The organism is Chryseobacterium camelliae, assembly GCF_002770595.1.
Lineage (GTDB): Bacteria > Bacteroidota > Bacteroidia > Flavobacteriales > Weeksellaceae > Chryseobacterium > Chryseobacterium camelliae.
Genome location: NZ_CP022986.1, coordinates 667,830 through 689,524, shown reverse-complemented (window position 1 = coordinate 689,524; position 21,695 = coordinate 667,830). Strand labels below are relative to the sequence as shown.

21 protein-coding genes and 5 tRNA genes are annotated in these 21,695 nt (G+C 40.0%); 13 read left to right on the top strand and 13 right to left on the bottom strand.

Annotated elements, in window-relative coordinates; genetic code table 11:
- Positions 1-272 precede the first annotated feature (272 nt).
- Genes CGB83_RS03180 through CGB83_RS03165 form a run of 4 tightly spaced genes read left to right on the top strand, consistent with a single transcriptional unit; the run spans position 273 to position 5,927 of the window.
- Positions 273-2,159, top strand: a complete 1,887-nt coding sequence (locus CGB83_RS03180; RefSeq protein WP_100074482.1) for a DNA topoisomerase IV subunit B — start codon at positions 273-275, stop codon at positions 2,157-2,159.
- 47 nt (positions 2,160-2,206) lie between these two features.
- Entirely contained in the window at positions 2,207-2,692 is a 486-nt protein-coding gene (locus tag CGB83_RS03175; RefSeq protein ID WP_100074481.1) for a hypothetical protein, read from the top strand.
- Positions 2,689-5,259 (top strand): DNA gyrase/topoisomerase IV subunit A, encoded by a 2,571-nt coding sequence (locus CGB83_RS03170; RefSeq protein WP_100074480.1) that lies wholly within the window; start codon positions 2,689-2,691, stop codon positions 5,257-5,259. Before CGB83_RS03175 ends, CGB83_RS03170 begins: the two co-directional genes overlap by 4 nt.
- Positions 5,260-5,273: 14 nt before the next feature.
- The gene (locus tag CGB83_RS03165) at positions 5,274-5,927 is read left to right on the top strand and encodes a rhomboid family intramembrane serine protease (protein WP_100074479.1); all 654 of its coding nucleotides are present in this window, start codon (positions 5,274-5,276) and stop codon (positions 5,925-5,927) included.
- A gap of 29 nt (positions 5,928-5,956) precedes the next feature.
- Here the strand turns inward: CGB83_RS03165 and gwsS are convergent, their stop codons facing one another.
- The 8 genes from gwsS to CGB83_RS03120 form a co-directional block, all read right to left on the bottom strand.
- On the bottom strand, positions 5,957-7,045 hold the full coding sequence (gene gwsS, locus CGB83_RS03160; protein WP_100074478.1) for a grasp-with-spasm system SPASM domain peptide maturase: 1,089 nt from the start codon (positions 7,043-7,045) through the stop codon (positions 5,957-5,959).
- A gap of 55 nt (positions 7,046-7,100) precedes the next feature.
- On the bottom strand, positions 7,101-8,003 hold the full coding sequence (locus tag CGB83_RS03155; RefSeq protein WP_228420067.1) for a hypothetical protein: 903 nt from the start codon (positions 8,001-8,003) through the stop codon (positions 7,101-7,103).
- A 208-nt stretch (positions 8,004-8,211) separates the two neighbouring features.
- A complete protein-coding gene (gene gwsG, locus CGB83_RS03145) occupies positions 8,212-9,114 on the bottom strand; it encodes a grasp-with-spasm system ATP-grasp peptide maturase (RefSeq protein ID WP_100074476.1) in 903 nt (300 codons plus the stop codon).
- 241 nt (positions 9,115-9,355) lie between these two features.
- Complete coding sequence (locus CGB83_RS03140) at positions 9,356-10,252, bottom strand: hypothetical protein (RefSeq protein ID WP_100074475.1); 897 nt, start codon at positions 10,250-10,252, stop codon at positions 9,356-9,358.
- A gap of 67 nt (positions 10,253-10,319) precedes the next feature.
- Positions 10,320-10,529: a TIGR04139 family peptide modification target gene (locus CGB83_RS03135; protein ID WP_100074474.1), complete on the bottom strand. Its 210-nt coding sequence runs from the start codon at positions 10,527-10,529 to the stop codon at positions 10,320-10,322.
- Positions 10,530-11,059: 530 nt separating this feature from the next.
- Positions 11,060-11,911 carry a peptide chain release factor N(5)-glutamine methyltransferase gene (prmC, locus tag CGB83_RS03130; RefSeq protein WP_100074473.1) on the bottom strand — a complete coding sequence of 284 codons (852 nt, stop codon included), beginning with the start codon at positions 11,909-11,911 and terminating at the stop codon, positions 11,060-11,062.
- Positions 11,912-11,915: 4 nt separating this feature from the next.
- On the bottom strand, positions 11,916-12,674 hold the full coding sequence (yaaA, locus tag CGB83_RS03125; RefSeq protein WP_100074472.1) for a peroxide stress protein YaaA: 759 nt from the start codon (positions 12,672-12,674) through the stop codon (positions 11,916-11,918).
- 77 nt (positions 12,675-12,751) lie between these two features.
- Complete coding sequence (locus tag CGB83_RS03120) at positions 12,752-13,363, bottom strand: L-threonylcarbamoyladenylate synthase (RefSeq protein WP_100074471.1); 612 nt, start codon at positions 13,361-13,363, stop codon at positions 12,752-12,754.
- A 101-nt stretch (positions 13,364-13,464) separates the two neighbouring features.
- Here CGB83_RS03120 and CGB83_RS03115 point away from each other — a divergent pair.
- The 7 genes from CGB83_RS03115 (at position 13,465) to CGB83_RS03085 (ending at position 15,167) form a co-directional block, all read left to right on the top strand.
- Positions 13,465-13,537: transfer RNA gene (locus CGB83_RS03115), tRNA-Met, on the top strand.
- Positions 13,538-13,573: 36 nt separating this feature from the next.
- Positions 13,574-13,646, top strand: a tRNA-Met gene (locus CGB83_RS03110).
- Positions 13,647-13,684: 38 nt separating this feature from the next.
- Positions 13,685-13,757: transfer RNA gene (locus tag CGB83_RS03105), tRNA-Met, on the top strand.
- Between the two features lie 37 nt (positions 13,758-13,794).
- A tRNA-Met gene (locus tag CGB83_RS03100) sits at positions 13,795-13,867 on the top strand.
- 38 nt (positions 13,868-13,905) lie between these two features.
- Positions 13,906-13,978 (top strand) — tRNA-Met (locus CGB83_RS03095).
- Between the two features lie 361 nt (positions 13,979-14,339).
- The gene (locus CGB83_RS03090; RefSeq protein WP_100074470.1) at positions 14,340-14,711 is read left to right on the top strand and encodes a SpoIIAA family protein; all 372 of its coding nucleotides are present in this window, start codon (positions 14,340-14,342) and stop codon (positions 14,709-14,711) included.
- 45 nt (positions 14,712-14,756) lie between these two features.
- A complete protein-coding gene (locus CGB83_RS03085; protein ID WP_100074469.1) occupies positions 14,757-15,167 on the top strand; it encodes a hypothetical protein in 411 nt (136 codons plus the stop codon).
- Between the two features lie 253 nt (positions 15,168-15,420).
- On the opposite strand, the gene CGB83_RS03080 is transcribed toward CGB83_RS03085, so the two are convergent.
- From CGB83_RS03080 to CGB83_RS03060, 5 genes are all read right to left on the bottom strand, one after another.
- Positions 15,421-15,732 (bottom strand): hypothetical protein, encoded by a 312-nt coding sequence (locus CGB83_RS03080; RefSeq protein WP_100077474.1) that lies wholly within the window; start codon positions 15,730-15,732, stop codon positions 15,421-15,423.
- A 177-nt stretch (positions 15,733-15,909) separates the two neighbouring features.
- Positions 15,910-16,749 (bottom strand): sigma-70 family RNA polymerase sigma factor, encoded by an 840-nt coding sequence (locus CGB83_RS03075; RefSeq protein ID WP_157761279.1) that lies wholly within the window; start codon positions 16,747-16,749, stop codon positions 15,910-15,912.
- A 178-nt stretch (positions 16,750-16,927) separates the two neighbouring features.
- Positions 16,928-17,812, bottom strand: coding sequence for an Mph(E)/Mph(G) family macrolide 2'-phosphotransferase (gene mph / locus CGB83_RS03070; protein WP_100074467.1), 885 nt, complete (start codon positions 17,810-17,812; stop codon positions 16,928-16,930).
- Positions 17,813-18,284: 472 nt separating this feature from the next.
- Positions 18,285-18,491, bottom strand: a complete 207-nt coding sequence (locus CGB83_RS03065; protein ID WP_100074466.1) for a hypervirulence associated TUDOR domain-containing protein — start codon at positions 18,489-18,491, stop codon at positions 18,285-18,287.
- 118 nt (positions 18,492-18,609) lie between these two features.
- A complete protein-coding gene (locus tag CGB83_RS03060) occupies positions 18,610-19,191 on the bottom strand; it encodes a hypothetical protein (protein ID WP_100074465.1) in 582 nt (193 codons plus the stop codon).
- A gap of 324 nt (positions 19,192-19,515) precedes the next feature.
- On the opposite strand from CGB83_RS03060, the gene CGB83_RS03055 reads away from it, so the two are divergent.
- Both CGB83_RS03055 and CGB83_RS03050 read left to right on the top strand, forming a co-directional pair.
- Positions 19,516-19,881 (top strand): BlaI/MecI/CopY family transcriptional regulator, encoded by a 366-nt coding sequence (locus CGB83_RS03055; RefSeq protein WP_100074464.1) that lies wholly within the window; start codon positions 19,516-19,518, stop codon positions 19,879-19,881.
- Positions 19,882-19,883: 2 nt separating this feature from the next.
- Positions 19,884-21,695, top strand: coding sequence for a M56 family metallopeptidase (locus CGB83_RS03050; protein WP_100074463.1), 1,812 nt, complete (start codon positions 19,884-19,886; stop codon positions 21,693-21,695).

The following is a 21,695-nucleotide window of genomic DNA, read 5'->3' as shown; positions in this document are numbered from 1 at the left end:
AATTGAGTTTTGGTGATTAGTTTTATAATGACGGTTCTGTATTATGTTTTCATGATTTTCTTAATATGATGGTTGAATTAAAATTATAAGGTTTGATTTGGGATTATTAATGTAATAAAATTAATAATTACCTGTGTATAAATGAATAATGTAAATGTAATATTCATCCGGGAGATATGCAATAAAAAATAACTAAAAATTATCGAAAACACAATGGAAAACTGGGATATTTTTCTTTAATTTCGTATCTTTGTGTGTTCTCTAAATTACATATGTCACAACAAACAAATCCTATTTATTCCGAAGATAATATCAGAACCCTGGACTGGCAGGAACACATCCGCCTGCGTCCCGGGATGTACATCGGTAAGCTGGGCGACGGGTCTTCGGCAGACGATGGTATATACATCCTCCTGAAAGAAATTCTGGACAACTCTATCGATGAGTTCAGGATGAGAGCAGGGAAAAGAATTGAAATAAAAGTGGATGACGGAAAAGTAAGCATCCGCGACTTTGGCCGGGGAATTCCTCTGGGTAAAGTAGTAGATGCCGTTTCCAAAATGAATACCGGTGGAAAGTATGACAGTAAAGCCTTCAAGAAATCCGTTGGACTGAACGGGGTGGGTACGAAAGCTGTGAATGCCCTTTCCGAGTATTTCCGTGTACGGTCATTCCGGGACGGCAGGATGAAAGCTGCTGAGTTCTCCAGAGGGATGATTGTAGAAAACCACGAAGAAAAAGATACTTCCGACCGTAACGGAACAGAAATCTCTTTCGTTCCGGATTCGGGGATCTTCCTTCATTTCAAATTCCGGAAAGAATACATCGAGAGGATGCTGCGAAATTATGCATACCTGAATCCGGGACTGAAAATTATTTTCAACGGGGAAACCTATTTTTCCGAAAACGGACTGAAAGACCTGCTGGAAGAAGAGCTGGAAAGTGATATCCTTTATCCTATCGTTCACCTGAAGGATGAAGATATCGAGCTGGCCATCACCCATTCAGATAAATCCCAGACCGAAACCTATTTTTCTTTTGTCAACGGACAGAATACCACCCAGGGAGGTACGCATCTGAATGCCTTCCGGGAAGCATACGTGAAGACCATCCGGGAATTTTTCAACAAGAATTTCGATGCTTCGGATATCCGTAAATCCATTATTGCTGCCATTTCCATCAATGTGGAAGAACCGGTGTTCGAGTCCCAGACCAAAACAAAGCTCGGATCCAATGATATGGGCCCAAACGGCCCTACCGTAAGGACATTTGTTATCGATTTCCTGAAAAGCAAACTGGATAATTTTCTGCACAGGAACCCCGAGGTCGCCGAAGCCATCCAGCGAAAAATCCTCATCTCCGAAAGAGAGCGGAAGGAACTCTCCGGAATCCAGAAACTGGCCCGGGAAAGAGCTAAAAAAGTTTCGCTTCATAACAAGAAGCTCCGTGACTGCAGGCAGCATTACAATGATCAGAAGGCTGAAAGAAAAGGGGATACCCAGATTTTTATTACTGAGGGAGATTCTGCTTCAGGATCTATTACCAAGTCCAGGGATGTAGAAACCCAGGCGGTTTTTTCACTGAAAGGGAAACCGCTCAACTGCTACGGGCTGACCAAAAAGGTCGTATACGAAAATGAAGAATTCAACCTGCTTCAGGCTGCACTCAATATTGAGGAAAGCTTGGAAGACCTGAGGTACAACCACGTTATCATAGCTACCGATGCCGATGTGGACGGGATGCACATCCGCCTCCTGATGATCACATTTTTCCTTCAGTTCTTTCCGGACCTGATTAAGAACGGCCATCTGTACATTTTACAGACACCGCTGTTCCGGGTAAGGAATAAAAAGGAAACGCGGTATTGCTACAGTGAGGCAGAACGGATCAAAGCACTTAATGAACTGGGCAAGAATCCTGAGATTACCCGATTCAAAGGATTAGGGGAAATTTCACCGGATGAATTCAAGCACTTCATCGGAAAAGATATCCGGCTGGAACCGGTCGTTCTTGGTAAAGACCAGACCATCGATCAGCTGCTGGAATTTTATATGGGCAAAAATACCCCTGACCGGCAGACCTTCATCCTTGAAAACCTTGTTGTTGAAGACCCGGACATAGATAAGAAAGAAATTTTGCAGGACGTTCAGAATGAATAAATTCCGGTTCCTGTAAAAGCAAACCACCAAATCGACTAATACCAAATATGAGACTAAGTAACCGTAATAAGGCGTCAGCCTATAATTTTATCAGCACCTTACTGCTGATCATTGCAGCGATGGGTTTCGCAGCCTTCTTTTTAGAAGAATATAAATTCGACATCATGGGCTGGGAGAGTGCACTGTTCATCATCATACCGCTTTTTCTGCTGTTGTCGTTTTATTTCAGCGGAAGACAGATTTTTGAGTATGACAGTGACGGGGAAGCCCTCCATTTCCGGAACAGGAATGTTATCCCTTTCCTGGGAAAACCCCTGAGCGATGAGTTTCCGAAGTATAAGCTGATCGGTTTTGATGTAGTGAGGATATTTTTTATAAAAAGGCTATATGTACGGGTTACCAGTAAAAACAGCGGGTCAGCTCTTTTGAAATATGAAATTTCATACCTGACCGGAAAAGAAATTAATGATTTGAAAACATCCCTCAATAAAGTAGTGAAAGCTAACAATGAAAAAAAGACTGAAAGAAGATGACAGATGAAAACCCGCATGACAGCGAGAGCCTTAAAAAAGTTTCGGGGCTGTATAAAGACTGGTTTCTTGACTATGCTTCCTATGTGATCCTGGATAGGGCCATCCCATCCGTATATGACGGTTTCAAACCGGTTCAGCGTAGGATCATGCACTCTATGCGTGAACTGGAAGACGGCCGCTACAATAAAGTGGCCAATATCGTGGGAAATACCATGAAATACCACCCGCACGGGGATGCTTCCATTACAGATGCAATGGTGCAGATCGGGCAAAAGGAACTGCTGATTGATACCCAGGGAAACTGGGGAAATATTTATACCGGGGATTCTGCTGCGGCAGCCCGATATATCGAAGCCAGGCTGACCCCCTTTGCGCTTGAGGTAGTATTCAACCCCAAGACCACGGAATGGGCCAAATCCTATGACGGAAGGAATAATGAACCGATCGACCTGCCTGTAAAATTCCCGCTGCTGCTTGCACAGGGTGTGGAGGGGATCGGAGTAGGGCTTTCGACCAAAATTATGCCCCATAATTTCAATGAACTGATCAATGCCTCGATTTCGTATCTCAAAGGCAAAAAAATTGAGCTGTTTCCTGATTTTATTACCGCAGGTTTCCTTGATGTTTCAGAATACAATGACGGGCACAGGGGCGGCAAGATCAGAGCCCGTGCAAGGATTACACAGACGGATAAACATACCCTGGTTATTTCCGAACTGCCATATTCCAAAACGACCAGTGACCTGATCGATTCTATCCTTAAGGCTAATGAAAAAGGGAAAATCAAGATCAAGAAGATCGAGGACAATACTTCAGACAGTGTAGAGATCCTGATCCATCTTCACAATGATGTTTCCCCGGACAAGACTATTGATGCGTTATATGCATTTACAGACTGTCAGGTAACCATTTCACCGAATGCCTGTGTAATCGTTGGCGATAAGCCGATGTTCCTGAATGTCTCCGAAATCCTGAGGATGAATACGGACCATACGGTTTCCTTGCTGAAGAAAGAGCTCGAAATAGAGCTTCATGAACTTCAGGAAACCTGGCATTTCTCCTCTCTGGAAAGGATCTTTATCGAAAACAGGATTTACCATGATATCGAAGAGGTGAAAACCTGGGAAGAAGTCCTTAAAACGATAGATAAAGGCCTGGAGCCTCATACAAAGCATCTGCTGCGTGCCGTAACCGAAGAGGATATTTTGAAGCTTACCGAAATCAGGATCAAAAGGATTTCCAGATTCGACCTGAATAAATTCAAAGAGAATATTGCAGCCCTCGAAGGAAAGATTGAACAGGTGAAACATCATCTGGCCAACCTGATCGCCTATGCTGTAAGCTATTACCAGAACATCCAGAAAAAGTATGGCAAAGACAGGCAGAGAAAAACCGAACTGAGGATTTTCGATACCATTGACGCCACTAAGGTAGCCGTAGCCAATGAAAAGTTCTACGCTAATTTTGAGGAAGGGTTCATCGGAACCTCACTGAAGAAAGACCAGTACCTGTTTGACTGTTCGGATATCGATGATATTATAACGTTCAGGAAAGACGGAAGCATGAAAGTCGTGAAGGTGGAACCGAAAACATTCATCGGTAAAGACCTGCTGCATGTAGCCATTTGGAAGAAAAACGATAAAAGAACGGTATACAATACCATTTACCGTGAAGGTAAGGAAGGGCCGTACTATATGAAAAGGTTTTCTGTGACGGCGGTAACCCGGAATACCGACTATCACCTGGCCTCAGATAAAAAAGGCTCGGAATTCCTGTATTTCTCTGCCAATCCGAACGGCGAAGCGGAAAAGGTAACCATTCTCCTTAAGCCTAACCCAAGGATCCGGAAGAATAAAATGGATGTCGATTTTTCTGATCTCGGCATCAAAGGAAGGGATACAAAAGGAAATCTGGTGACCAAGTATGCAGTGAAGAAAGTAGACCTGAAAGAAGAAGGTGTCTCCACCCTGGCTCCGAGAAAAATATGGTTCGATGATACGGTAAGGAGGCTGAATGCCGACGGACGGGGAAGCCTGCTGGGGAACTTCAAAGGGGATGACAGGATTCTGACGGTCAATACCAATGGAGAAGCCAAACTCGTATCCTTCGATCTTGGCAACCGTTTTGATGATGATTACCTGATCCTTGAAAAATGGAGGCCGAGGCAGCCGATTACCTGCATTTATTACGATGCCGATAAAGAAATGTATTTCATCAAAAGGTTCTTGCTTGAAAATACGCCTAATGTACAGACTTTCATGCCGTCTGAACATCCGAAGTCATTCATCGAAAATATAATCGCGGCCAACCATGCAACGGCTGAAATTGTTTTTGCAAAAGACAAAGGGAAGGAACGGGAACCGGAAACGGTGAATATCGATGAGTTTATTGCCGTAAAAGGGATTAAGGCCATCGGAAACCAGTTCACCAAGTTCAAGGTAAAAGCCATCAATATCACCATCCCGGAAACGAATGAAGAAGAAGAACCGGAACCTGAGGAAGAACCTGAAAGCAGCGGAAATATAGATGATGAAGGGGGAATGATCGGGGACCTGTTTGAAAATTAATATTTAGGAAGATTATGAATATTCTTATACTCATCATTATTATAACTGCCGTTATCAGCTTTATTGCTTTTAACAATACCGCAATTTTTGAACAATACAAGTTTAATGTAGGCGCCATCCGGAACAGGAAAGAATATATCCGCCTGATCTCGGCGGGATTCCTGCATGCGGACATCATGCACCTTGCGTTCAATATGATTACGCTGTATTTTTTCGGTCCGGTGGTCATAGAGGCTTTCGGTAATATAGGCTTTCTTATTATTTACCTGGGATCTATCCTGCTCGGGAACATCTTTTCACTGTTCCTGTATCAGAAACAGCCCTGGTATTCTGCCATCGGTGCCAGTGGAGGAGTATCTGGGATCCTGTTTGCAGCGATTGCCATGTATCCCAACATCGGAATTTACTTTTTCTTTATCCCGATTGCCATTCCGGGATTTGTTTTCGGGCTGGTCTATTTCGGGTATTCCGTATACATGATGCTGAATCCGAAACCGCATGACAACATCGGGCATGCCGCCCATTTGGGAGGTGCTTTTTTCGGTGTAGTCTATGCTGTTTTAACGCAGCCGGCCATGGCGATGAGCAATGCTTTATACATAGGAATCATGGCACTCCCGCTGATTTACCTGAGCTACGAAATCTTTATCAGGAAAAGAATAGGATAGATTTAAATATACAATAAAAGTCAGCACATTCAGCTGACTTTTGTTTTGTGCAGTAATCCGTAATGTGCAATTGCATTCTGTTTCATCGGATGGGTGCTCCAGTCTTCCCAGGTTCCTGTATAAGGATCATAGCCGCATTTTAACGGTTTTGACGTATCCAGTCCGTTCCGGTCGGTATGGTTTCTTTCCGTAAAGGCCCTGCAGTCTGTACAGATATACCGGAACTCACAGTCTTTGCAGCCGTCAATATGATCTTTGGTAAGGTTCCAGTACTTTTTGAAATCCTGGTGTTTCAATGCTTCTTCCAAAGTTGTGTTTTTGATGTTGCCATAGCTTTCAGGCATAGCCGGGCAGTTTTTAATATGGCCATGGATGTCTATCCCTATTTTTTTGTGAAGGCAGGAATTATGGTTGACGGCTTCCAGGACTTTCGGAAGATTGGTGCTGAAATAATCCAGGTTTACTTTTCCGCACGATGAAATAGTCAGGGCCTGATCGGTAAAGTTAACCGTAAACCTTAAACTGTCATTATCTTTGAACGGCGCTTTTCCACAGCTGTAAAAAACCAGGCTATACACTCTTGCGGTATTCCTGTTGAGCGTATCAATGAAATGTTGGTCTACAGCATCATGAAACTGCGAGAAAATCTCAATGCCCTCTAAAGGAGCGTGTGAAAACATTCTGTCAATCTGCATCAATTCTTCCAGCAGAAGTGTCCTTCGGCAGTAAATGACCAGATGCCTTATCTCAAGATTTTCTATGGATTGCTTCAGGGATTGAAGAATGGACATGTCATCCAGTTCAACAAAAATATTCGACAGGATATTATAGTCCTGATATTCATAAGAGAGGGGCGGAAAGTTTCTGTCCCAACCGTTTTGGGTTATAAAGCCGAATTCTTTTTCCAGCAAAAAATCAAGGTAATCCTGTACGATCACTTTAGATTCCTGATCATAATGGTTAAGGACTTCCTCTACAGAGGTGGTTTTCAGCTCTTCTATCAGCTCATGCAGTTCAAGAGGGTACAGTTCCGAAGTGTTCCTTTGAAGATCCGAAACCAGAACCCTGGTGATCCCTTTTGTGACCATGATGTTGCTGAATAAATTGAAGTAATTCATAGCGTTCTGATTATAGTTTAAAATAATTTTTATTCACAGGATTTTAATTAATTTTCTATTTTGTCTTTAGCTCAGCCATGAAATCCTGTCTGATTCTGTCACTGTGTTTTAAACTTGGCAGGCCAATACTTTTTCTGTTGCGATTTATCTGCACAGAATCCATAATAGCAGTAAAACTATTATAACCATAAGTCGTATTTCCCTTTTCAACATTAACATGGTAGCTGTCAAACATCATGGCATAGGATAAGGGAGGGCAGTCTCCTGATTTTACATAATCAATAAGTTTTGTCCTGATAATTGGATAATATTGTTTTGACTCATTCATATGCGTTAATAAGGTATGCATCGGCATTGTTCCTATCTTTTGTACTGAAGGAAAACCATAGTTTTTAAATGTCCATGATAAAAGCTCTGCATTTTTTCTGACATTTTTTGCCTGCACTGCAGTATCTATATGCCTCTTTTCCTGATCCCGGAGCATAGCAACTGAAAAAGAGTCTACCAATCTTTTATCTAGATTTTTTTTCCAATCTGCAATATTCTCTTTTACTTCCATACTGTCAATATCATACTTTTTAAAAAGAGGTAAATACTTTTTATATGCGTTCCCATAAGGTGCAATCAGCGGAATGAATTTGTATAATGTTTTTTTCTCTCCGAAATCTTTGTGATATCGATCAGAAAGCGTGATGAAGGTCTCAAATTCCTGTATGCGTTCCTGGTTTCTCGGAGGATATTCTTTAAAAAGCTTTTTGTACTGTTTAATCGTTTCGAGGGCATCTCTTTCAAATCTATATATACTGTCGATTTCATTGACCCTATTATAATACGTAATATAATTGAGAGATTTATGTTTACAGGAAACAGTTATGAGGAGAACGTATAGGCTTATGAGTGTAACAAGTAAAATCCTGTTTGGAGGAAACTTAATTTTTTTGATAAAAAAATGACTCATAACATTCTGACTAAGTGTTTAAATGGCTTTTCCCTCACATAAAAGGAAGTCTGGTATTTTTCACACGGAACATAATAGGTTATGTTTTTGTTACTCTGTTTTAGCTTATTTTTCTTGATCAGTTCAATATATTTAAATGTAATTGGAAGCTGGTTTTTCTCATTAAATAGATGTTTCATTAGTTTGTGTGTTTAAGTAGGGTATATCATTATAGGTAATCTGCTATTTCCTTTTCAAGCATATAATTGCAGTCGAATGAAATGTTTCCGAACTGTCCCACCGGATTCACTTCCAGGAAGTAATAAGTGTCTCCGGTTTTGATAAAGTCTAATGAACCACAGTTTAGATCCAGGACCTGCATCAGTTTGATCATCTTTTCTTCAATATGATCCGGAAGCTTGTACGGGACATTCCGGTTCGGATTTTCTGTATTGTATTTCCTGAAATCTGTCTTGGTCTGTTCATCATTTTGTGAAAAAATGGCCATAGACCATATTCTGCCGTCTAAATAAAAGGAGCGTATTTCAAAATCTTTCTCAATTTTTTCCTGAAAGAAGGATATGAAGAAGTCGTCACTCTCTTTTTCATCAATCACAGAAGTATACATAATGCCGTCTGACTCAGAATCTATGCATTCCAGGATTACATTACCGGTAATCGATTTGGTAATGGTCTTACCAGGCGTTACATCCTCTGTATTTTTCGCAAGATAAAAGGCAGGAACATCCAATCCGGTATTTTGTGCCTTTTCCAGGACCAGAAGTTTATTGACATGGCTGTTGCGCTGTTTGCTGATGTGCTTTTTAGATTCTAATGCATTCATAACATAATCCTCAAGCCAGTGCTGAGCTTCATTCATATGGATATTGACGGATGGATTGTCATATTGTTTGCGTACGAACTGTATTCCCCCTCTTCTGTACCAGACACTGCTGATGTCATCAGTAAAAAATACATTGCGCTGACTTTCCAGATACAGTCTTTTTCCCAGGATCCTGATTTCAAACACTTCATCTTCCTGAATAACAGTGTAGGGTTTATCCATCCTGTTGAGCCATTTCATTACTTCCAAGGTGCTTATGTCATTTTTTTTAGTTATAATCAATATCATCCTGAACTTATTTGAATACTGCTTTATGATTTAATTCAACAGGATTATTCTTTTCACGTATTCTCTTCTGAGTCTGTTCTTTCATTACTTTGAAATTGGTTTTCGTGGTGTTGCTTCTTATTTAAATCAATTGAAATAATCTTTCAGATTTTCGCACTATGCTTAAGGCTTGGAAGCCCTTTTACGGTTCCTGCCAATTTTCAGGAATCGTTAATTATTTACAGCAATAGAAAATGATAGTTCAGTAATTCATTTTTCGCTGAGCTGAATGTAAAAAATCTTCTCTTATCTTAGAATAGTGTGTGAGACTGGGAAGACCGATAGTCTTGCGTCTACGGTTAATCGTTAGTGAATCTTCGTGTGAAGATAATCCCGAAGACACATTAAAATAATGTTCACTTTGTTGGCACAAATAATATTTATCTATGATAAGAGCAAATACACGGGGAGGAATTTCTCCTTTTTTAAGATATTCTTCCAGTCTTGGATAAATTTTTTTATGATCCAAACAGATCAGATGAGAAAGGATCGTAACTATTGCTAAAGGTTCTCCATCGTTTCCTACAGTTCCGATCTTTTGTTCAGAAGGGTAACCGTACTGATCGAAAATCCGTAAGAAAAGGTTTAAATTTTTACGGTCATTTCTAAGCATGATCATCATATCTTGCCGATTGGCTTCCTGGTCACGGTGTGATGCGACCGTAAGAGAATCTATTAGTATATGATTCAGACTATTTTTATATAAGGCTGTTCTTTGTTTAACTTCTGTACTGTCAATCCCGTATTTCTTAAAAAGCGGAAGATATTTTTTATAGGTGTTTCCAGAAGGTGAAATTAAAGTGATCAGCTTATATAAACTTTCTTTGCCTCCGAAATCAATATTATATTGTTCTGATAGTTTTATATAAGTTTCATACTCTTCAATATATTCTTGATTTTTTGGAGCGTATTCTTTAAACAGTGCTTTATACTCTTTTGCTGCCAGTTCAGGATTTTTTGCTATTCTGTAAATACTGTCTATTTCATTCACCTTATTATAGTAAGAAATAGAATTGATCTCTTGTTCTCTTTTCTCACAGGAGATTATAAGCAAAAAAAAACATGAAAGAATCAACGCTAATCTTTTTTTATCAATCATAGCCGTATAATTGTTTATAAAAATTATCAAAGGCTGCTTTATAAGTAAGCAGCCTTTGTAACAATTACTATCCCGCATCAAATGACAGAGTATGTCTTCCTACCCATTTCCAATCACCGGCAGTATCATCACTATAATAATCCTGATCCCACTGTCCTCCTGCATTGGATTCTGCCTTTCTTGAACTTGCCGCTCCTCCTGTAATCGCTTTCAGATTTTGCAATCTCTTGTTCTCTAACGAAGAAAAACTTTTCTTCATTCCTGTTAACTTTTTCATCTTGTTAATTTTTTAATTGTGAATAATTGTGTGTGCCATATAAACCCCGGCATTGGGATTTAAGGCTGTAGCGTATTGCGCTTATACGGTTACAGCCTTACAATGATCAGTACTGATGGGATCAAAACTAGAGATTAAAATCTATGGAAGGAGAAATATCGGTTGCGTTTTGTGTGCAATTTTGTTGTACGATTTGTATGCAATTTTGCATATCTGTAAACAACTGAAAGGATAATTTTTCAGCGTAAAATGATACATTGAAGAAGTAAAATAAGAATGTCCTGTAACAGGAATATGACTAAAAAAGTATGCGTCAGTAACCAGAAGGTTGAAGTCTGTACCTGAAATTTTTATGTACAAATTTTGCTTCCTGACAGTGACTGAAAAAGCAATTTGTACATTATTTTGCAGTAGAAATAGTAAAATAAATGTAAAGCTAGGCATCGAGATGAGCCTTCAAAGCAATTAAAAGTGATCGATGCCTAGCTGATCTATAAAAATAAATTCAGGTTGAACATCAGGTTTGATGGTTATCTGATTCCGGTAATGAACCGGTCATTTCCTGACAGGTCTTTGATCAGTTGGACTTCGGAAAAGTGATCTGTATACAATCCATAGGTTTCCGGACCCAGTTTCTGGTTGATCTCTAAAAACAGCAGTCCGCCCGGGTTCAGGTGTTTTGAAGAATCTTCAGCGATCTTCCTGTAAAAGATCAGTGCATCGGAAGTAGGAGAGAAAAGAGCCATTTCAGGCTCAAACCCTTTCACTGAATCAGCAATGTCATCCTTTTCGTCTATCCCGATATACGGCGGATTGGAAATGATGATATCAAAGTTCCGGTTCAGCTCAAAATTCAGGTAATCCGCATGGATAAAATTGATCGCCAGCTTATGGTGTAAAGCATTTCTCCGGGCGGTTTCCAGTGCTTTTTCAGAAAAGTCAACAGAGGTTACATCCGATTCCGGAAAGTATTTTTTCAGGACCAGAGGAATCACACCGCTTCCTGTTCCGATATCCAGGATCTTCATACCCTGTAGATTCAGGGATGATCTGCTGATGGCCTTTACAGCCAGATCCAGCAACTCTTCCGTTTCGGGACGCGGAATCAGGACATGCTCATTGACGGAGAAAGTCATTCCGAAAAACTCGGTTTCCCCAAGCACATGCTGATAAGGACGACCGGATTTTAATCCGGCTACGGCATGAAGCAGTTCTTCCTGATCTGAAATCAGCAGTTCCTGATCTGAAAACCTTCTCTGCAGGTACGGATTGAACCCTACCGTCTTCTGGACAAAAACAGTACACAGGAACTTGATTTCCGAATCCGAATACTGCTCGGTCAGTTCTGCCTTAAAAAACTTTTTAAAATCTGCAATCGTCATTGATCTATCGTACAAAAACCAGTTTGTTGTCGGTGGACTTCTCTTCATCAATCAGGTAACCTTCATAGTTGAATGCTTTGACATCATTCAGCGTTTTGGCATTGGTTTGCGCACAGAACCTTGCCATCATTCCCCGTGCATGTTTGGTGTATACGACAATGGTTTTAAGCTTGCCTTCCTTCAGCTGGTAAAATTCTACATCAACTACCGGACGGTCCAGCATCTTACGGTTTACTACTTTGCCATACTCGTTGCTGGCCAGGTTCAGCAAAAATTCCCCTTTTTTCATTTCGGATTTCAGCTGAGCCGTTACAGTCTCCGTCCATACGGCATACAGGTTTTTATAAGATTCAAAACTGAACGGCCTTCCCATTTCCAGCCGGTATAGCATTACTTTATCGGACGGTCTCAGCAATCCGTACAGTCCGGAAAGGATCCGGTAGTTTTTCTGGAGGTAATCCACTGCATTCTGATCTAATGATTGGGCATCAAGGCCTCTGTAAACCTCTCCTGTAAACGCATATAAAGCCGGAGCGGATTCTTTTGCAGAAGGTTTGGCCTTCCAGTTCTGATTTCTTTCCCAATTTTCGTCTGCCAGCTTGGAAGAGATTTCCATGAGCTCAGAAAGGTATTTCGGGGATTTCTCGCGAAGATAGGACTGTATCTCTTCTGCCTGTTCGATGAAACGCGGTGCAGTAGGCTTCAGCAGGCCTGAAGAATACTCCGTATTCATTAATTTGGCAGGGGATGTTATAATTTTCATTGGTAAATAATCTGAATCTGATCAGCAGCTTAGCCTGTCAATAGTCATGGTTTAAGGTCAGCTGATCCGGTTTAAATTTAAATCTGGCCTTTTCCCTGTCTGATGATTTCAGGTTCACCGGAAGTGAGGTCTACAATAGTGGAAGCCACATTATCTCCATAACCTGAGTCAATCACAATATCCACCAGGTGCTCGTATTTTTCAGCAATCAGCTCGGGATCTGTGGAATATTCAATAATTTCATCATCATCCTTGATGGATGTAGAGGCAATAGGATGGCCCAGCTTCTCTACGATAAGCTGAGGAATCGGATGGTCCGGAACACGGATGCCGATGGTTTTATGGTTTTTATAGGCCAGCGGAAGGCTCTTATTCGCTTCAAGGATAAAGGTGAACGGACCCGGAAGGTGGCTTTTTAGGAAACGGAAAACTGACGTGTCAATGGGCCGGGTAAAGTCTGACAGGTGGCTCAGGTCATTACAGATGATAGAGAACTGGGCTTTATCAAGCTTCATTTTTTTGATCTGGGCGAGCTTTTCCATAGCCCTGATGTCAAAAATATTACAGCCCAGCGCATAGACAGTGTCTGATGGATAAATAATCAGACCACCGTTATTCAGGGTGGTAATAACTTCGTTGATAAGCTTTTCCTGTGGATTATCCGGATAAATTTTCAATACTTTTGCCATATCACAAAGATACGAATAATCCCATAGTTTTCATAAAAGCCCTTTATTTACAAGAAAAATTAAGATTTTTAAAAAATTGTCGTATATTTGCAATCCAATATCGCGGGATGGAGCAGTAGGTAGCTCGTCGGGCTCATAACCCGAAGGTCATCGGTTCGAGTCCGGTTCCCGCTACTAAGTAAACGTTGTGGTAACGTTTTAAAAATATACCGCGGGGTAGAGCAGTAGGTAGCTCGTCGGGCTCATAACCCGGAGGTCGCACGTTCGAGTCGTGTCCCCGCTACTAAGTTAACGCTTTCGGTAAGCGTTTTAAAAATACACCGCGGGATGGAGCAGTAGGTAGCTCGTCGGGCTCATAACCCGAAGGTCATCGGTTCGAGTCCGGTTCCCGCTACTAAGTAAACGTTTGTGGTAACGTTTTAAAAATACACCGCGGGGTAGAGCAGTAGGTAGCTCGTCGGGCTCATAACCCGGAGGTCGCACGTTCGAGTCGTGTCCCCGCTACTAAGTTAACGCTTTCGGTAAGCGTTTTAAAAATACACCGCGGGATGGAGCAGTAGGTAGCTCGTCGGGCTCATAACCCGAAGGTCATCGGTTCGAGTCCGGTTCCCGCTACTAAAATACATCCGGTATGACGCTGTCATACCGGATTTTTTATCTCCTGATATTTCTCCTACAGCAACGGGCCTGGATTTTTACGGATCTGTTGACAAGCATCAATAGCTTGCATTCAATTGACGTACAACCTTATCAGGGTTCCAAAATCCTGACAAGGTTTAAAGTTTAGTCATTCTAATCAAGTTCATTTTAATTTGTTGAGTAATCTGTGTTAATGGTTAAATGTTTTATGGTATATTATTGATTTTAAGTTTAAAATAAATACATAAAGGATGATCAAGCATAAATTTTAATATTATTTGAGGTGATCAGCGTATAATTTATGGCGCAGTTTATGCAGTTGAGTTGAAAAAATCATATGTTACAACCCATCACCACAGCCCCGAGGAATATTGCCGCATTTGAAGCATCCGGCGAAGTTACAAAAGAAGATTTTGACCGTGTGATCAAAATTGTTGATGAGAAAATAGAACAGGAAGGTGAACTGAACTATCTGCTGAAGCTTGATACGCCACTGAGAAACTTCACCTTTGCTGCCTGGATGAATGATGCCTGGCTTGGAATTAAGAATATCACCAAATGGAACCGGTGCGCAATTGTGACCGATAAAGAAAGTGTACAGAAGTTTACCGATATGGTCAGCAAGATAATGATCGGCGAATTCAGGGGATATGATCAAGAAGAATACAATAAGGCAGAACACTGGGTGGCAACGGGCCAGGATCTGTAAGAAACAGGCAGACAATAGAAATGATCAACAACCAAATCACAGTTTATGTATAAGAAAATACTTGCAGGTTTAGGAGGTGCTATTGCACTCAACCTGCTGCACGAAACCATCAGAAAGAATTTTAATAATGTTCCGGAAGTCAATAAAGTAGGAGAGGAAGCCCTGAATAAGGCATTGGATAAAGCGGACATGAAAATAACGAATCCTGATCAGCTGTATGCCGCTACCCTGGCGGGAGATGTCATCAGCAACGGGATTTATTATGCGACTACCGCAACCAGCAGCTTTAATATTGCATCCGGATTGCTTGCAGGAATCGGCGCGGTTGCATTACCGAAGAAAATGGGCCTCGATGATGCTCCTGTGGCCGAAACGACTGAAAAGAAAGTGATGACCGTTGCCTATTATCTTTTCGGGGCGGTGGTTACCAAACTGATTTATGACAAAATCAAATAAGGAAACAGACATAAAATCTACTATTATGACTGATCTGACAGTGAATTAGTCAATACTTAATCTGACATTGTGATTATAAAAATCTCTGTCAGGTACTATGTATAGTCCTTGCTTTTAAAGTAAGGATTTTTTATTTTTACAGGAATCTCCGGTAATTTCTCCTTTATCAGAGAATGATTCATTACAGATGTTTGCATTGGAGTGTTCCCATAAATGTTTTCCTGTAGGGGTTCTTTCACTATTTCGCACATTATTAACTGTCGAAAATATCCTGTGAGCTTCCGATAAAATTTAGGATTTCAATCCTGGGTTCGGACATTAGGTTGTTATCTCTTTGTTCCTGGAAATGGAGAAAGCTTGGTGTGCTTAATAAACGGTCCTGTATTACTTTGTCCTTGTATTGAGAAATATGGACAAAGGTTTTGCAGTCTTCTGTTTGAAGGACGGAATACACAAATGGTGACCCGTCTAATTTTCTGAAATCTGTGAGAAATGCTTCTATCATTTCTTTATTTGTGTTGACGTATGCATCGTTTACGGTGTACGTTACTTTTACTACAATCATTTTTCTGTTGTTTTGAAGTTGATGAATTAGGGTATCCTGAATGGTGGGCATGAAATTATGTATTCCGAATGGCAATAAACATTAAGGTGCCAGCGAAACGTACAATCTGTCTGTTCACTTCTTCAATTTCTTATAAGACAGTTTAAAATGATGAAGCGTGACAAAAGAGATCAACAATTAAATTCTCATGAGTTTATCGGGGTCAATAACAGAAAAAATATGGGCAATTTTTCCGTCCGGATTAAATTCGAATACCTGACAGTTGATCAATGTCGTGTCTTTGTAAAACAATAATGCAGGCTGATGATTTATTTCTTCGATCTTGATTTCAAAATCCTTCTGATAGTATTCATAAAGATAAGTCATGAGCTTAATGGTGTCCTTAATTCCGGAAGTGAATTGAGCCACAACAGTTAATTTATTTCCACCGTCTGCTATAACCTGCACTTCGTCTGCCAGCATTTGTTCCAAAGCTTTGACGTCACCTTTACGAATGGTTTCTACATATTTCTCTATATATTTTTTATCTTTTTTCGGAGAGGTTATCATATCATACGGCTTCCTCGATTTCAGTTTCTTCTTGGCCCTGGTTAGCAACTGCCGTGAATTGTCTATGGAAACGGTTAGTATTTCAGCAATTTCATCGTGCCCGTAACCGAAAGCTTCTTTGAGCAGGAAAACAGCCCTTTCTTTTGCATTTAAAGCGTCGATCAAAACAAGCATTGAATAACTGAGTATTTCATCTGACTCAATTTTACTTTCGCCCTGATTGGTAACCATGGGTTCGGGCAACGTGATTTTGTGCTGCCTTTCCCTGTCTTTTTTCCTCTTTAAGTTTATTGATTGGTTAATGACTGCTTTTATTAAATATGCATTCTGATTGGATATTAAACCAACATCCTTTTCATTAAATTTTATCAATATATCCTGAATGACGTCTTGGCTGTCGTCAATATTCATTAATATATTATAAGCATAGGGAACTAGTTTTTTGCTCAATGTTTCCAGATCGTCCATAATTGAATTGTATACGTTAGACATTTTCGATGGTAAGAACGTGACAGGTCATGGAACAACGTTACAAAAAAATCACAAATTTTCTGCGGATTTTTATCTCGTATTGAATAACTGATGAATCAATTATTGGGCAGAAAAATCAAGGCGGATGAACTCCGCCCTGATTGGTGAAAAGCAATTAAAGTATACCCAATTGAGCTTTCGCTCCCATAATGTGATGGTTGTCATTGGTTTTTAATGCGAAGTAACCATATGCTAATGCTGATGCAGCAGCTCTTTCTACCGCATGTTCGAAAAGTTTGTCCCAGCTTCTGCCACCTGTATCTTCATATATTTTGATTAATTTTTTAAGGCTTTCTTCGCCAAAGACTGTCATATGACCGGAAAAATCAATCGCCGGGTCACCTATGTGGGCTGTTGACCAGTCAATAATTCCGGCAACAGTGCCATCCTCTGAGGTAAGCACGTGTCCTGCATATAAATCACCGTGCACAAATTGTGTAAAATCCGGCCATAAGGTGTCGTCATCCAACCATTTTTTATAACGGGATTCAAGTTCACGACTTATTCCCAGCTCCGATTTTACCATTTGTAACTGATGATCAACCTCTGGTCTTAAATCATATGGGCGCATGACCTTCAGATGGTTTTTTAATGCTGCTTCCTCTGGGATATCATGCAGTTGTTTCAGGGCTTTTGCTAATGATAGTATGTACTTTGGGCTATCTTTAGCCATGTTCCAGACTACATGAGAAGTCTCAGCATCAACGGTGAGCGCAGGCTTTTCTTTGATAAGGGGATAGGCGATCAGGCCCGGAGATATAATTTTCCAATCGGGAACCTGTACAGACAGGTATTTTTTGACAAGTTGTAAAATTTTTTTCTCAAGATCAATCTGTTCACCCATGTCATCGCGGCGGGGAATCCGGAGTAACCACCGTTGTCCTTTATCATCTATGGCAAAACCGACTTTAAAGTCGACACCCATTTCGTTAAATCTTATATCTTCTGTTAATAATAGTCCATGCTCATAAGCAAGTTTCTGAATATCTTTAATAGTCATTGTATCTTTTGTTTTAGATCTATCCGCTCTACAATGGGATAGATTGTTTGGATAAATTATACGTAAGGAATTGCGGTATTTCACCGCTGATCATGTCACTTTTCCTGATATCCCTATGTTAGAAACCCTCAATTCTATATTACCAGTTGCATAAGCACTACTGATAATTCTAAACAACAATGCTTTAGCCGGCCCGTGCTCCAAACCTGACAATAACAAGTGCAGTTTGAACAGTATGAACGGGTATGATAAGTTAAAAATGTAATGAAATAATAATACGGAAAAACAGGAAGAGCAATATCAATATTGTCTTCTAAAAGGGAAGTGCATTAAAGTGACACCTGGATCAGTAATTCCAGGGTTTGGCGATCATTGCTGTATTTGAATAATGCATAGTGCAAATGTATAAAAAAAAGTTTTCATCGGCACGTCATGCATACCAGATAAAATTGCCACAATTTCGTGGCAATTTTTACATTTTCTTAAGTGCTGATGCTTTGTGCACGGCCGATTTACCGGTTTTTTCACTCATGACTTCATATTGTGGTTCATCTTCGGAAGCACGCCTCTGTTTATCCATAAAGGTAAAATCCTTTGTGTGGACAGCCGTGATTTTGCCGTGCGTTTCACCATTGCTGGAATTCCATCTTACCATGTCTCCTTTTTTCAGGTTGCTCATTGTGCCGTATTTAAAGATTGATACGCTATGATGATCATCTTCTGTGCCAATGTTCTGATCCCGTGTGGGAATAAAAAAACCGCCTCTAAAAAGGCGGCCTGTTATTTTTGTAGCAGGATTACTGGGCAACTTCAGCATAAGGTCTCAGGTTATTGTCCTGTGCCATGGTCTGTCCAAGGAATTCTTTTTTCTGGCTTCCCTTCATTCTTCCTACTGCATCGTTGGCATTGAAATAAGCTTCACTCAGTTTAGTGGTAATTTCAGAAGGGTTGAAATCGATTTTGGTATCGCCTTCCACTCCTAAATACCCGTTCTTCTTCGTCAGGTAAGTAATGTAATTCTTATAGTTGATAAAGGTATTTCTTAGATACTGAGTGTGGTACTCCATACACTTCTTTGCTTTTTTAGAAGAATTGTTAAGGATGCAGTTGTTCATATTTCCCCTGTAAAGCATCCACTCAGATTCCAGCTTTGCATATTCTTTTCCCAGAGCTGTTTTCCCGTTGGTAAGAATATTATTGTCCCCTTCTTTGGTCGCTATGGCCTGTAGGTGTCCGATAACCAGAGGAACCGTATTTTCTATCTTTGTTTTGGTTTCTTTTACCACACTTAGATCAGCGGCAGGAGTGTTTTTCTTTTGAGCGTTAGTAATGTTGAAAATAAGCAGTAATAGTACAATCAGTAAATTATATCTTTTCATGAGAAATTTTTAAAGCACTAAAATAAATATATTTTCCCACTTACAGTTCATTCCTTTTCATTTTCTTTAATAAAAATTAACAAGTTTTAAGAATTTATATTGATTTCTCGTTATTATATTGAAAGCTAAATAGGGTTAGAGTGCATTGAGATTCATATTTAATATTTCTGATAAAATTTTATTATACTGATTATCAATTTATTACTATTTTATTTCACTTATCACTAAAAAAATAGTTGTCTGGATAGAATTTATTTATACATTTGTATAACTATTTAATTAGTGATATAGTCCGAAAGGGTATGTCCATACTAAAAAAGAGATATGAAAATTCAGACATTGACAAAAGCGGAAGAACAGGTAATGCAGTATTTGTGGAAGATTGAAAAGGGTTTCCTGAAAGACCTGCTCGAACTCTTCCCTGATCCTAAACCGCATACCAATACCGTATCTACTATTCTTAAGGTGCTGAAGGATAAAGAATTTGTAGATTACGAAGTGCATGGACGCCAGCATGAGTATTTCCCGCTGATCTCGAAGGAGCAGTATTCCGGTAAAACCATGAAAAGCCTGGTTAAAAATTATTTTAAAGGATCTTATAAAAGCGCTGTTTCTTTCCTGGTTGAAAAGAATGAAATGACCGTTGAAGACCTTGAACTTCTCCTAAATGAACTTAAAAACAAAGACTGATCATGGAAACCGTAAGTCTGTACCTTATCAAAATGATTATTTTTTCCGGTGTAACATTTTTGTACTATCGGTTGTCTTTAAAAGATAAGACCTTCCATCATTACAACCGGTTTTATTTATTGTCTGCAACGGTATTGTCCATATTGCTTCCCTTCATTAAGGTGGATGACTTTACCGTAGAAGTCAGTAATGATCTGTACCTGATGATGGACAGGATCAGTAATTTTAATACCGCTAAAACCATCGATCATGACGACATTTATTTTAGAATTGCTTTTTCAGTTCTGGGCCTGGTTTCTCTCTGTTTTTCAGTAAGGCTGCTCTACGGCATTTTAAAAATACGGCAGTTCAAAAAAACATTCCCGAAGGAAAGTAAAAAAGGCATCAGCTTTTACCACACCAACCTTACGGAAGCTCCTTTTTCCTATTTCAGAAGCCTTTTCTGGAAAGATACCATTGTCCTCAATTCAGAGGTGGGAAGGCAGATCCTGAAGCACGAAATGGTCCATATAGAACAGAAGCACTCGTACGACAAAATTTTTATGGAAACGATCACCGCCCTGTTCTGGTTCAATCCATTCTTCCATATCATAAAAAAAGAACTTAGTTTAATACATGAATACCTGGCCGATAAAAAGGCCGTAAGGCAATCGGACACCAAAGCATTTGCGCAGATGCTTCTGGCCAGCCACTTTTCCGGAACCCAGTGGCCGGCTGCCAGTCCGTTTCTCAGTTCAAACCTCAAAAAAAGATTAAAGATGTTACAGAAACCTAAAACCAAATTCGGATATGCGCGTAGGATTTTAGCATTACCGGTAGTATTTACAGTGGCGTTTGCCTATCTCATAAATGCCAAAAATCAGGAGATTAAAGCCACCAATACGGAGATTGCGAAAGCAGTCTCGCAGATTAAAAGAGATACCATAGTCCCCGAAAAGAAAAAGTCTCCTGAGAACCTCCCGATTAAAACATCTGCTGAAAGCCAGAAAAAGATTGCCGATCTCGGACAGAAAATCCAGGAAAGAAGCAAGGCGCTTAAAGAGTTGAAGCCGGACAGCCCTGAATTCCATGAAAAATTGAATGAGATTACAAATCTTTCAGGTGAAATCGGGAAGATTGCCGCTTCGGATGAATTGAAAAAGATCTATACCATGGATTTTGATGTCACAAAGTCAGCAGATTTCGTGGATTCCAAAGCATGGCAGGATAAAATGAAAAAATTGGATAATATGCACATCAACATCCAGGAAATGAATGACCTTAAAAATGAGTTTCCTAACCTGGTAATTACTCCTTCATTAAAACATAATTCTATAAAGGTATACAGGTTCAAAGATAAAGATGGCCTGTCATGGTATTCTGATCGTGATAAAGTTGTTGTTGACGGAAAGGGTATAAAAGAATCTGCAAAAACTGCCAGAATGAGGGCTAAAGTTGAAAAAGAAAGGGCCAGACTGGAAGAAAAGAGAGCTAAACTGGAAGGTGAGAGGGCAAAACTGGAAGCTGAAAGAAGATCCCTGGACGGCAACAGGTTATCGTATTTCTACAGTACAGGTAGTGCCGATACAAAAGTAATCAGCGGAAACGGAAATATCAGAAATCCCGCGAATAGAGTGATTGTTACTGCGAATAAAAACAATGTATTCGATAAGGATGAGGATATCAGAATTTTCATAGATGGTACCGAAGTAACCAAAAAGGAAATGCAGGCTTTGGATCCGGTTGTTATCCGGAGTGTTACGGTCTACAAAAAAAATGACGACGGTAAGATGAACAATGAAATCAGGATCGAAACTAAAAGTAAAAACAAATAA

Excerpts from the sequence above, each read along its gene's own strand:
- CGB83_RS03180 (WP_100074482.1), top strand. The coding sequence starts at position 273 with ATGTCACAACAAACAAATCCTATTTATTCCGAAGATAATATCAGAACC.
- CGB83_RS03175 (WP_100074481.1), top strand. The coding sequence starts at position 2,207 with ATGAGACTAAGTAACCGTAATAAGGCGTCAGCCTATAATTTTATCAGC.
- CGB83_RS03170 (WP_100074480.1), top strand. The coding sequence starts at position 2,689 with ATGACAGATGAAAACCCGCATGACAGCGAGAGCCTTAAAAAAGTTTCG.
- CGB83_RS03165 (WP_100074479.1), top strand. The coding sequence starts at position 5,274 with ATGAATATTCTTATACTCATCATTATTATAACTGCCGTTATCAGCTTT.
- gwsS (WP_100074478.1), bottom strand. The coding sequence starts at position 7,045 with ATGAATTACTTCAATTTATTCAGCAACATCATGGTCACAAAAGGGATC.
- CGB83_RS03155 (WP_228420067.1), bottom strand. The coding sequence starts at position 8,003 with ATGAGTCATTTTTTTATCAAAAAAATTAAGTTTCCTCCAAACAGGATT.
- gwsG (WP_100074476.1), bottom strand. The coding sequence starts at position 9,114 with ATGATATTGATTATAACTAAAAAAAATGACATAAGCACCTTGGAAGTA.
- CGB83_RS03140 (WP_100074475.1), bottom strand. The coding sequence starts at position 10,252 with ATGATTGATAAAAAAAGATTAGCGTTGATTCTTTCATGTTTTTTTTTG.
- CGB83_RS03135 (WP_100074474.1), bottom strand. The coding sequence starts at position 10,529 with ATGAAAAAGTTAACAGGAATGAAGAAAAGTTTTTCTTCGTTAGAGAAC.
- prmC (WP_100074473.1), bottom strand. The coding sequence starts at position 11,911 with ATGACGATTGCAGATTTTAAAAAGTTTTTTAAGGCAGAACTGACCGAG.
- yaaA (WP_100074472.1), bottom strand. The coding sequence starts at position 12,674 with ATGAAAATTATAACATCCCCTGCCAAATTAATGAATACGGAGTATTCT.
- CGB83_RS03120 (WP_100074471.1), bottom strand. The coding sequence starts at position 13,363 with ATGGCAAAAGTATTGAAAATTTATCCGGATAATCCACAGGAAAAGCTT.
- CGB83_RS03090 (WP_100074470.1), top strand. The coding sequence starts at position 14,340 with ATGTTACAACCCATCACCACAGCCCCGAGGAATATTGCCGCATTTGAA.
- CGB83_RS03085 (WP_100074469.1), top strand. The coding sequence starts at position 14,757 with ATGTATAAGAAAATACTTGCAGGTTTAGGAGGTGCTATTGCACTCAAC.
- CGB83_RS03080 (WP_100077474.1), bottom strand. The coding sequence starts at position 15,732 with ATGATTGTAGTAAAAGTAACGTACACCGTAAACGATGCATACGTCAAC.
- CGB83_RS03075 (WP_157761279.1), bottom strand. The coding sequence starts at position 16,749 with ATGGACGATCTGGAAACATTGAGCAAAAAACTAGTTCCCTATGCTTAT.
- mph (WP_100074467.1), bottom strand. The coding sequence starts at position 17,812 with ATGACTATTAAAGATATTCAGAAACTTGCTTATGAGCATGGACTATTA.
- CGB83_RS03065 (WP_100074466.1), bottom strand. The coding sequence starts at position 18,491 with ATGAGCAACCTGAAAAAAGGAGACATGGTAAGATGGAATTCCAGCAAT.
- CGB83_RS03060 (WP_100074465.1), bottom strand. The coding sequence starts at position 19,191 with ATGAAAAGATATAATTTACTGATTGTACTATTACTGCTTATTTTCAAC.
- CGB83_RS03055 (WP_100074464.1), top strand. The coding sequence starts at position 19,516 with ATGAAAATTCAGACATTGACAAAAGCGGAAGAACAGGTAATGCAGTAT.
- CGB83_RS03050 (WP_100074463.1), top strand. The coding sequence starts at position 19,884 with ATGGAAACCGTAAGTCTGTACCTTATCAAAATGATTATTTTTTCCGGT.